The organism is Pseudomonas sp. 2835, assembly GCF_050435905.1.
Lineage (GTDB): Bacteria > Pseudomonadota > Gammaproteobacteria > Pseudomonadales > Pseudomonadaceae > Aquipseudomonas.
Genome location: NZ_JBNDLE010000015.1, coordinates 19,922 through 30,584, shown reverse-complemented (window position 1 = coordinate 30,584; position 10,663 = coordinate 19,922). Strand labels below are relative to the sequence as shown.

Annotated in this window: 12 protein-coding genes, 1 tRNA gene and 1 pseudogene; 10 read left to right on the top strand and 4 right to left on the bottom strand. The window is 56.5% G+C overall.

Translation table 11 applies throughout. The features are described from left to right. Positions 1–28 precede the first annotated feature (28 nt). Positions 29–1,213: an EAL domain-containing response regulator gene (locus ABIE20_RS19790; protein ID WP_429506737.1), complete on the bottom strand. Its 1,185-nt coding sequence runs from the start codon at positions 1,211–1,213 to the stop codon at positions 29–31. A gap of 210 nt (positions 1,214–1,423) precedes the next feature. On the opposite strand from ABIE20_RS19790, the gene ABIE20_RS19785 reads away from it, so the two are divergent. The 10 genes from ABIE20_RS19785 to ABIE20_RS19740 all read left to right on the top strand — a co-directional run bounded on the left by ABIE20_RS19785 (position 1,424) and on the right by ABIE20_RS19740 (position 9,687). Then, positions 1,424–2,050 carry a response regulator gene (locus ABIE20_RS19785; RefSeq protein WP_429506736.1) on the top strand — a complete coding sequence of 209 codons (627 nt, stop codon included), beginning with the start codon at positions 1,424–1,426 and terminating at the stop codon, positions 2,048–2,050. A 175-nt stretch (positions 2,051–2,225) separates the two neighbouring features. Continuing rightward, on the top strand, positions 2,226–2,768 hold the full coding sequence (locus ABIE20_RS19780; protein WP_429506734.1) for a fimbrial protein: 543 nt from the start codon (positions 2,226–2,228) through the stop codon (positions 2,766–2,768). A 70-nt stretch (positions 2,769–2,838) separates the two neighbouring features. Next, entirely contained in the window at positions 2,839–3,390 is a 552-nt protein-coding gene (locus ABIE20_RS19775; RefSeq protein ID WP_429506733.1) for a fimbrial protein, read from the top strand. 41 nt (positions 3,391–3,431) lie between these two features. Then, complete coding sequence (locus ABIE20_RS19770; protein ID WP_429506731.1) at positions 3,432–5,921, top strand: outer membrane usher protein; 2,490 nt, start codon at positions 3,432–3,434, stop codon at positions 5,919–5,921. 22 nt (positions 5,922–5,943) lie between these two features. After that, entirely contained in the window at positions 5,944–6,702 is a 759-nt protein-coding gene (locus ABIE20_RS19765) for a fimbria/pilus periplasmic chaperone (RefSeq protein ID WP_429506730.1), read from the top strand. A gap of 86 nt (positions 6,703–6,788) precedes the next feature. Continuing rightward, the gene (locus ABIE20_RS19760; protein ID WP_429506728.1) at positions 6,789–7,307 is read left to right on the top strand and encodes a fimbrial protein; all 519 of its coding nucleotides are present in this window, start codon (positions 6,789–6,791) and stop codon (positions 7,305–7,307) included. 10 nt (positions 7,308–7,317) lie between these two features. Further along, complete coding sequence (locus ABIE20_RS19755; protein WP_429506726.1) at positions 7,318–7,800, top strand: fimbrial protein; 483 nt, start codon at positions 7,318–7,320, stop codon at positions 7,798–7,800. Beyond that, complete coding sequence (locus tag ABIE20_RS19750) at positions 7,797–8,297, top strand: fimbrial protein (RefSeq protein ID WP_429506724.1); 501 nt, start codon at positions 7,797–7,799, stop codon at positions 8,295–8,297. Before ABIE20_RS19755 ends, ABIE20_RS19750 begins: the two co-directional genes overlap by 4 nt. A gap of 8 nt (positions 8,298–8,305) precedes the next feature. Further along, positions 8,306–8,839 carry a fimbrial protein gene (locus ABIE20_RS19745; protein ID WP_429506722.1) on the top strand — a complete coding sequence of 178 codons (534 nt, stop codon included), beginning with the start codon at positions 8,306–8,308 and terminating at the stop codon, positions 8,837–8,839. A 5-nt stretch (positions 8,840–8,844) separates the two neighbouring features. Next, positions 8,845–9,687: a hypothetical protein gene (locus ABIE20_RS19740; protein WP_429506721.1), complete on the top strand. Its 843-nt coding sequence runs from the start codon at positions 8,845–8,847 to the stop codon at positions 9,685–9,687. Positions 9,688–9,978: 291 nt separating this feature from the next. On the opposite strand, the pseudogene ABIE20_RS19735 reads toward ABIE20_RS19740, so the two are convergent. The 3 genes and pseudogenes from ABIE20_RS19735 to ABIE20_RS19725 all read right to left on the bottom strand — a co-directional run. Further along, positions 9,979–10,200 (bottom strand): annotated as a pseudogene (locus tag ABIE20_RS19735) (lysis protein); the annotation flags it as partial. After that, the gene (locus tag ABIE20_RS19730; protein ID WP_429506720.1) at positions 10,190–10,366 is read right to left on the bottom strand and encodes a glycoside hydrolase family protein; all 177 of its coding nucleotides are present in this window, start codon (positions 10,364–10,366) and stop codon (positions 10,190–10,192) included. The pseudogene ABIE20_RS19735 and the gene ABIE20_RS19730, both read right to left, overlap by 11 nt. A gap of 43 nt (positions 10,367–10,409) precedes the next feature. After that, a tRNA-Cys gene (locus tag ABIE20_RS19725) sits at positions 10,410–10,483 on the bottom strand. Positions 10,484–10,663 lie beyond the last annotated feature (180 nt).

The following is a 10,663-nucleotide window of genomic DNA, read 5'->3' as shown; positions in this document are numbered from 1 at the left end:
TGCCGTCGCTCGTTCATGAGGACCTGCTTCACAACCTGCGCTGCGTGCAGAAGTCGAGGAAGTGGCTTTCCGGCATCGGCCGGGCAAACAAAAACCCTTGGGCAAGGGTGGCGCCCAACTCAATCAGGTGAGCCTGTTGCTCGACGGTCTCTACACCTTCGATAACCAGCGAGATGCCTAGCGCTTGGGCCAGCGCCACCGAACAACTGATGATCGCAGCGCTTTTGGGCTGGCTTTGCAGCTTGCGCACGAACGCCCGGTCAAGCTTGATCTGGCTGAATGGCAACTCACTGAGTCGGTCCAGCGAAGAATAGCCGGCGCCAAAATCATCCATCGCCAAGCCACAACCAAGCATACGCAACCGCACCAGACTCTCTAGGCTGCTGGCCGGTGCACAGATAAGCCCAGACTCGGTGATTTCGAACATCACGCTGGAAGAGGGCACATGCGAACGCTTGATCAGCATCGTGATGCGCTCGGTCAGCGCGATGCAGGCCAGCTGTGATGGATGCAGATTGAACGCCAAGTTGATCACATGCCCCTGCGCAGCCAACTTTTGCTGCAGGGCCAGGCCCTGCTCGAACATCTGCCAGAACAATCGGTTGATCAGGTTGTGCTCTTCCATCACCGGTAAAAAATGAGCGGGCGGCAGCAACCCCCATTGTGGATGGGTCCAGCGCGCCAGCACTTCTGCGCCCGCCAGCAGCTGATCCTTCAGGGTGACCTTGGGTTGGTAATAGGCCTCGAACTCACCGTTGTCCAGGCCCTGCTGCACCTCGCTCAAGGTCGGTAGCTCGGAAGGCGACAACTGCCTGGGGGCGGCGCTGCAGTGTTCCCGGTAGCGTTTGACCACCTGGCTGAACCCCTCGAGATTGAACGGCTTGCCCAGATCGCCCAAAAAGGTCAGCCCCAGGCAGTGAATCATTGCCACCGTGGCCTGGCGCAACACCGGGTCCAGTTCGCTGCACAGCACCACAGCGCCGATTTTGCCGCTGCTACTGGCATGCCGAAGAAACGCCAAGCCGTCCATGCCGGCCATTTTCAGGTCACAGAGGACAATATCCACAGCCTCGCAGGCGGACAGCAAAGCAACCGCCTCATGGCCATCCGCCGCTTGCAGAATGGGCCCCGGCAGCACTTTTTCCAGCGCAGTCACGGTGACCAAGCGCTGGAAGGGTTCATCCTCCAGCACCAGAACAGTCAAGTCTTGCATCGCAGGTTTACACGCACGCAATTGAAGGAGACCCAGTGTGTAAGGCGCACTCCTACACCTCTATGGGAGATTTCCTCTACTCTCTAAGAAATTTCCGAAGCTGAGCTGGCAGCAAGTCCAGCACTGCCCTATACCACTAATGGTGTTAACCTTCTGCCGACAAAGCTGTACCGTTCCGTAACAAGCGCATTCTCAAGGTAAATTCACACTATGCATAGCGTTCTGATAGTTGACGATCATCCGGTCATTCGACTTACCGTCCGGTTCCTGCTGGAAGAGCACGGCATGCGCGTGGTAGGTGAAGCGGACAATGGAGTCGATGCGGTTCAACTGGTACGCGATCTCACCCCGCAAGTGGTCATTCTCGATATCGGTATTCCCAAGCTGGACGGGTTTACCGTTATTTCCCGGATCAAAGCGCTAAAGGTGCGTAGTGAGATACTCATTCTGACCTCACAACATGCCGATTCGGTGTGCCGACGCTGCATCCAGCTAGGTGCTCGTGGTTTCGTCAACAAAGAAGAAGACCTCGGCAGCCTGATTACCGCGATCAAGGCAGTAGATGCCGGCTATAGCTTCTTCCCCACCCTGACGTTTGACAGTGTCAATACTGCCGAACAACTATCAGAGCTTGAGCAGATTCGATCGTTGACCGACCGGGAGGTGACGGTATTGCAGTATCTGGCCCAGGGTTATTCCAACAAACAAATTGGTGACATGCTCTTTCTCAGTAATAAAACTGTCAGCACCTACAAAACCCGTCTACTGCAAAAGCTGGGGGCCGCGTCCTTGGTTGACCTGGCCGAGTTCGCCAAACGCAATGCACTGACGCCCTGATCGGAACTTTACTGATCTGTAGGAAATTTCCTAGGCTGGCGTCGGCAACGTCCTACTCACTTCTTCCCTCTCCACTCCTAAACTAACTCCAGCTCAACGGTACACAGATGCCCGAGCGGAGAGAGTGTTCGATTGAGTCCCTTCAAGCACTTCGCTATCAATCTAGGAGTATGAAATGAAAGTTAGTTCGTTGGCTGGCGCGATGATGGCAGTTGCACTGACAGCCACCTCGGCTGTCAGCTTTGCCAAAGATCAGGGTCACGGTGTTATTACCTTCAAGGGCGCGATTATTGATGCACCGTGTTCCATCGCTCAAGAGTCTCAGTACCAGACCGTCGATATGGATCAGATCGCCAGCGTTGCCCTGAAAAACGGCGGCAAATCTAGCCCGACCACCTTCAAGATCGAATTGCGCGGGTGTGAATTGGATGCCCTTAAGGCCGCTACTGCAACCTTCACTGGCTCGCCTGCGTCCAACCCCGACCTGCTGGCGCTTAAAGGGCAAGCCCAAGGCGCCAGCCTGGCCATTGCCGACCACACCGGCGCGCTAATCAAACTCGGCAGTGCTTCGCCAGCCCAGTCTCTCTCTAACGGAAATACCTACCTGCAGTTCAATGCTTACCTGCAGGGCGACAAAGCCGGCGCGGAAGGAGCAGCTCCTGAAATCGTACCGGGTAACTTTGAGACTTTCGCCAACTTCACCCTCGCCTATCAGTAACGTCGTTCGATACTGAGGTGCCCCACAGTACGCAGTGTCCGCGTACTGTGGGGAGATTGGGGAGGTCTTGATGATTCACTCAACCGCACTGGGGCTGATCTCGCTGATACTGTTCGGACTGGGCGAACCCGCTCAAGCTACTGAACCATTGCGTGGTGATGCGTTTAAAGGGCGCGTGCAGCTGGCTGGAAGTATCGTCGACACCGCTTGCACCATTCGTGTGGGCAATGAAAGCCAGACGATTGCATTCAAACCTATGGCACTTAATGGGTTGGTAAGCGGCAACGCCACATCCCAGCAACCCTTGACCATCTACATTAGTGACTGCATTACATCGGGAAAAAATCATAATAAAACTGATCCTTCACAGCGCTTCAAGCTCACATTCGAAGGACAACCTTATGGCAAATACTTCGGCATTCAAGGCGGCGCAAAAGGTATTGCATTACAAATAAAAGATAACCAAGGGAGATTAATCTCCCCAGGTATGTCACTAGAACATAGCGCACTTTCTATCGACAGTCTAATGCTTGATTATTCAGTCACGATCGTCGGTAGCGGACATGCGCTGGAAGCGGGCGACTATCACGCCACGATCAAGCTGAATATTCAGCACTTCTGAACTGCAATCATTCTCGCAGTTTCGTTCAAGGATTTAGTCACGTGGATCACCGTAAGGTATTGGCTACCACGGCGTTGTGTTTCGTCGCGACGTGGGCAAGTGCGGCCGAAGAATTCCAATTCAACACCGATGTACTGGACCTCAAGGATCGCGAGAACCTTGATCTTGGGGTGTTTGCTTCGGCCAACTTCATCATGCCCGGCCAATACAGCCTGATGGTGCACGTGAACCGCGATACATTGACGGAGTTTAGCGTCGACTATCTTCCGGCCAAAGACGATCCGAAAAGCAGCGTCGCCTGTCTCTCGCCGGCGCTGGTCAATGAACTGGGTCTGAAAGAACAGGTTATCAACTCGCTGACCTGGTGGCACGATGGCGCCTGCCTGGACCTGGCTAGCGTTCCCGGCATGCAGGCCCGAGGAAATCTGGGCACTTCGGCGCTGTACGTGAGCATTCCCCAGGATCAGCTGGAATATACCGCACCGAACTGGGACCCGCCGTCTCGCTGGGACGAAGGCATTTCCGGGGTGCTGTTCGATTACAACTTGAACGCCCAGACCACCGAGCGCGCACGGGGCAAAGGCCGCAGCGACAACCTCAACGGCAACGGTACCGCTGGGATCAACCTCGGCGCCTGGCGCTTGCGCGGCGACTGGCAGACCCAGATGCAACGCAGTGACGACCAGCCGTCACAAAACCAGTTCGCCTGGAGCCGTTTCTATGCGCTACGAGCCGTGCCGTCCCTGCGCTCGAATCTAATCGTTGGCGAAGACTACCTCGATTCCAACCTATTCGGCAGCTTCCGCTACACCGGCGTCAACCTGAGCAGCAACGACAACATGCTGCCCCCCAACTTGAGAGGTTATGCCCCGGAAGTCAGCGGTGTGGCCCGCACCAACGCGCGGGTGGTCATTCGCCAGCAAGGCCGGGTGCTTTATGACACTCAGGTGCCGCCAGGGGCGTTTCGCATCCAGGACCTCAATGACGCGGTCTCTGGCCAGCTTGACGTGCGCGTCGAGGAACAGGATGGCAGCGTCCAGGAGTTTCAGATAGATACCGCCAGCATCCCCTATCTGACCCGTCCGGGCACGGTGCGTTACAAGCTAGCTACCGGCAAACCCTCCGACTGGGAACATCAGCTCGATGGCCCCGCGTTCGCAACCGGCGAATTCTCCTGGGGAGTGAGCAACGGCTGGTCGCTGTATGGCGGCAGCCTCGATGCGAAGGATTATGGATCTCTCGCCGTGGGCGTGGGCCGCGACTTGATGGCCTTCGGTGCGCTGTCGTTCGACGTCACCCAATCACGGGCCACGATCCCGGAGCGCGACACACTCAGTGGTAAGTCCTACCGGGCCAGTTATTCCAAGCGCTTCGACGAATACGATAGCCAGGTCACCTTTGCTGGCTATCGGTTCTCCGAGGAAAACTACATGAGCATGAACGAATTCATCGAAGCCCGGCGGGGCAACCGGCCGTTGAACCAAAGCAAAGAGCTGTACACCGCAACAGTAAGCAAACAGTTTCACGATTCAGCGCTCAGCGTGTACTTCAATTACAACCACCAGACCTACTGGAACAGCCAGGCAAGCGACCGCTACAGCTTGTCAGTGTCGCGGTATTTCGATGTCGGTGGCTTGAAGAACCTCAGTCTGTCGCTGACTGCCTATCAGAACAAGGGCAACGGCACTTCCGATGATGGTGCCTACATGTCGGTCACTATCCCCTGGGACGGCACCGGCTCCTTCAGTTACAGCTCCTCGGTCAATCGCGGCGACACCTCCCATAGCCTTAGCTATTACGACCGCATCGATGACCGCAACCATTACATGCTCAGCGCCGGCAGAGCCACCAACGGTAACAATGTCAGTGGATTCCTTTCCCATGACGGTGATCGAGCACAGATTGTGGCCAGCGCCAGCTACCAGGCCGGCGAGTACTCTTCGGCCGGGCTGTCCCTGCAAGGTGGCGCCACGCTGACCGCTGAAGGCGCGGCCCTGCATCGCAGCAACATAATGGGCGGTACTCGGCTGATGGTCGACACCCAAGGCGTGGCCGACGTCCCGGTGCGAGGTAACGGCGCGATAACCCGAACCAACCGTTACGGCAAGGCCGTGGTGACTGACGTCAACAGCTACTACCGCAACCAGGCCAGCATCGTGCTGGACGACCTGGCCGACGATGTCGAAGCCACCCAGTCCATTACCCAGGCGACACTGACCGAAGGCGCCATCGGCTACCGCCGTTTCGATGTGATCGCCGGCCACAAGGCTATGGTCATGATTCGCATGGCTAACCACCGTGCGCCACCCTTTGGCGCCAGCGCCCGGAACAGCCGCGGGCAGGAGACCGGCATTGTGGGTGAAGAAGGATTGACCTACCTGAGCGGCATGAGGCCGGGCGAGACCATGTCGCTGCAATGGGACGGCAGCGCGCGCTGCCATTTCACCCTGCCCGAGCAGGTGGTGCCGCCTGAACGACAACTGGAGCTGCTGTGCCAGCCCCTCAGCGATGCGGACGACTCCGCCGCATAATCAATTTGCAATAGGTATCTCTATGAACATCCGCTTCTCACGCAAAACCCTGACCCTGCTCGCCCTCTGTTCCATCTGTGCGGCGCAAACCAGCCTGGCCGCCGTATCGCTGGACCGTACCCGGGTAATTTTTACCGGCAGCGAGAAGTCAATCAGCCTCAGCGTGAGCAACCAGAATGCCCAGTTGCCCTACCTGGCCCAGGCTTGGATAGAGAACGAGCAGGCCGAGAAAATCACGAGCCCACTGGTCGTGGTGCCACCGATCCAGCGCTTGGAAGCCGGCGCCAACAGCCAGGTAAAAATTCAGGGCCTGCCCGAGCTAAACCTGCTGCCCCAGGACCGAGAATCGTTGTTCTACTTCAACCTGCGCGAGATTCCTCCACGTAGCGACAAGCCCAACACCTTGCAAATTGCCCTGCAAACGCGGGTGAAGCTGTTCTATCGACCGGCGGCGATCGCCCCCAGAGCGGGTATCAACGAAGCCCCCTGGCAGGAAAAACTGATCCTGACCCGCCAGAACGACCGCTACCTTGTGAACAACCCGACGCCCTACTACGTCACACTGATCGATGCCACACCCAATCTAAAGGCCGCCAGCGCAACCGACTTCAAACCTCTGATGATCGCCCCCAGAGGCCAGCTAGACCTAGGCGTAAGCAGTAAGGCGCTTGGCGATAACCCAGTGCTGACCTACGTCAATGACTTTGGTGGCCGCCCACAATTGCAGTTCAGTTGCGCTGCAGACAACTGCAGTGCCAGCCCCGTTGCCAGCGAACGCTGAAACCCGACGACCTATTACAGTGAGGGCAAATCATGAAGCCTGGACTCCCTATCTGTCTTGCTGCCTGGCTCTGTAGTACCAGTGTCTTGACTCACGCCGCCGGCAACCTAGCGCAGACGGCCGAGTTCCAGGTCACCGGCACCTTACTAGAAAGCGCCTGCTACCTCGACCCCAGCTCCTCCTATCAGACCTTGTCACTGGGCGATTTGAGCACTGCCCATCTGGTGCGTACTGGCGATCAGGGCGTGCCTGTAGCCCTACATCTCAAGCTGCAAGGCTGTGTACGCGTCAACGGCGGCCGCCAGGATGAACAGCAAGGCACTTTGGTCTGGAGTGCAATTGAGCCAGTGGCCGCACTGGCCTTCAACGCCGTCGCCGATGCCGATACGCCCGCGCTGATCCGGGTGACCGGCGCCGAGGGGTTTGGCCTGCGCCTGCTCGATGTCCAGGGCAACGATGTACGCCTTGGCCGCACCACCCCCGGGTGGTTCGTGTCCCCAGGTGACAACCAGCTTACCTACTACATCCGCCCAGAACGCACAGCAGCCCCGTTGCGCCCAGGGACCTTCCGCGCCAGCCTCAATGTGAGCCTTACTTATGACTGAGGGCCCTGCAATGACCGTGGTACGCCCCGCATTGCTAGCCATGCTGCTTGGCTGTGCATTTATGAGTCACGCTGACGAGCAGCAGGTGGTGACGATCAAAGGTGTCGTCTATGCGGCCATTCCGTGCGTGATCAATAAAAACGCGCCTATCAATGGGCCCTTTGGCGATGTGCAGACAGCGCGTATCGATGGCAGTTACAAGACTATCACCCTGGACTACACCCTTGACTGCAGCCGCTCGGCGACCAATGAACTGCGAATTCAGGTACGCGGCATCCCGGCTTTCGATCCCGCACTGCTGGAGGTGCAAGGATATGACAACCTTGGCATCGCCCTGAAGAAAGATGGTGTGCCGCTTGCGCTCAATACTTGGGCTGACTTCGACACTCGCAAGCAGCCAATCATGCAAGCCGTGTTGGTCAAGCGCGAAAACAGTGAGGTCCAAGCCGGCAAACTGAATGCTAGCGCAAGCCTGGTGGTGGATTACCGATGAACACTTTGCACCGCACATTGGCAGTATTGTCGACCGCCATGCCCCTCATCTGCGTGGGCGCGGACAACCTGCAGTTCACCGGCAACCTGTTGGCGCCGCCTGGTTGCACCGTCAGCGACAAGGGCGGACATATCAACGTGCGCTTCGAGCGCAATATCGCCGTCAACCGCATTGATGGCGAACGCTACCGCCAGGCAATTCCCTATCAGATCGATTGCCAGGGTGCAGCCGGTACCGGCATCACCTGGCACATGCGCCTAACCCTCAAGGGGGCATATACCCATTTCGAACCAGCCGCGCTCGAGACCTCGGTAACGGATCTGGGCATCAAGGTACTGCTCGGCGGCACTCCACTGATTCCCAATCAGCCTCGTGATATCGATGTCAACGCATCGACCCCGCCCGTGCTGGAGGCCGTCCCAGTGAAGCTGACCGGCGCGCAGCTCCCCAGCACGGATTTTACCGCTTCGGCGCTACTGATGGCCGAACTCTATTAGGAGGTTCTATGGGCAAGTGGGCCATAACCTTGAGCGCCTGGATCACCGCCGGCCTGTGGTTGCCGGTGCTACAGGCAGCAGATGACAACCTGTACTTTTCTGGAACGCTGGTGAATGAGCCGTGTGTGCTGGATGAGAGAGATGAGTTGATCAATATTGACTTCCAAAGTGTGGTCGACAAGGACCTTTATCTCAACGGCAGAACTAAGGGGCGTCCCATTCAACTGCGATTGAAAAACTGTGATCTGGATGTGGGCAAGCGCATGGTCAGCATCGTCTTCAGCGGTAACGAAAGCAGCGAATCACCGGGGTTGCTGGAGCCGCAAAGTCCCACTGTGCAAGGCCTGATGGTAGGGCTGGAGACGACGACCGGCACGCCCCTCCCGTTGAACAAATCCCACGCCATGGGCGAACTGACCAGTGGCTACAACGCCCTAAACTTCAATGCCTACCTGCAAGTAGCACATCAGGCGCTAGCTAATCGCAACCTAGGGTTAGGCGATTTTGAGGCGTCCCTAACCTTTGCACTGAGTTACGAGTAATCACCATGAAAAATCCGTACACGACTAAATTACGCCGCGCCTTGATCTCGGTACTATTGTGCTCTGCTGCTGCACAAGCACAAGCCTTTAATATTACCTCAACGGATAGTCGTTATGAGTTGAACGGCGTACGTTACTACTTCATTGTAAGCAACTGGACAACGGCCGACCAGACTGCTGGCCCTTGCAGTAAACCAGGCCCGGAATGGTCTATTTGTATAATAGGCTTGACGGCAAACCGGTCGGCTAGCTATTACGATGGCGTTGGAACATACGCAGAATGGCGTATCCCCCTAGAGAATCAACGTCAAAGTATGGGCCAAATATTGACGGCGCTTCAGAAAAAAGGTTTCAGCATTCCGTTAAGCGGTTCGATTCTGGTACCTTTCAGTGACAATAGCAATAATATCTGCATCTCTTTCACCTACTCAGTTGTTGGTGCTCACGTAGGAGGCGCCATTAATCTTTTCGGTCCATGCGCCCGTGTTATTGCCCCGGCACTGCAATGCGAGATTACGGGCGATACCACTGTTAACCACAGAGAACTTCCCGACAATAAGGTTGACGGGGCTAAGGCTTCGACTCAGCTGGCTATTAAGTGCCGGGGGGCGACTAGCGTGACCGTCTCTGCATCTAGAACAGATTCTTCGGGTGTGCAACTCACTAGCGATGGCAGCTTGTACTCAAAGATCACGGTCAATGGCAAGGACGCCACGACGGGCATCAACGTGGCAATTTCAAATGGCCAGGCCACTCCACTGAACATTGAATCGACCCTTGCCGCCCACGGGACCGTAACTCCCGGAGCCTTCTCCGGCTCGACAGTTATTACCATCTCACCGCCTTAAATTTAGTGCAACCGCTTGCATTATCTTCATCGGACATTCGCAATATCGGGCAATGGGAAGCCAGTTCGAACGGATGCCTTCTTCACTCGAAACCTCCTCGGACGACCGGCCGATAGACGGCCTTTAGCAATAGGTGGATTTGATATCGTATGCAGCTTGGTCGGCCGAATGAACGTAGGTCGCTGACGCAAGCGTCCGGCCAATAGTGTCAACGAGCGTCGATGGACCACGGCTTGAAAAGGGAGCTGACAGGGGGGATGACAGTTGACCTATCAAGTTGAAAACCGGAGGTTAGGCCTGGCAGGCCTTGAGGGCAACCAACCCTTGATCGCCGTCGTCGGTGATGGCGACAATTCGTTGAGCAGCCGCTGGGTCAAGTTCGCCTCGCGCGGCTCCATGAACCACGCCGCCGGCGCTGGAGGCGGCTGGCACCCCACAGCCACTACCCTGGGCCGGGGCGGCGAGTAAGACTGACAGCCGGAGATCAGAAGTAGCAAGGCGATCACGCAGATGATTCGAGGTTGGCCGCGCCCAGGTTGTAGGTAAAGCTGATCAAGGCATCATGTTGGTTGGTGGTTAGCCATGAAGCGCAGTTTGCCGATGCGCTGCGGGACACGCAATTTCCATCGGTGTCCCAAATTTGTCCCAAACTGGTGTCCCTACGACAATCCGCAGGCATGAAAAAAGCCCCGCAACCTCAATGATTGCGGGGCTTTCAATAATGGAGGCCGAGGTCGGAATCGAACCGGCGTAGACGGATTTGCAATCCGGAGCATAACCACTTTGCTACTCGGCCTCAAATGCCCGAGACCCTGAAACTGCGATCTCAAACATGTACAACTCTTTAAGGAAACAACTTGCTAAAACTGCTATCTCCTTGAAAACGCTAGGCTTTTTTCGTGCCTCGTTTTCGATGGACGCAATTATGTACTCATTCCCCTGCTCTGGCAACCCCTTGAATTCAAAAAGTTTTATT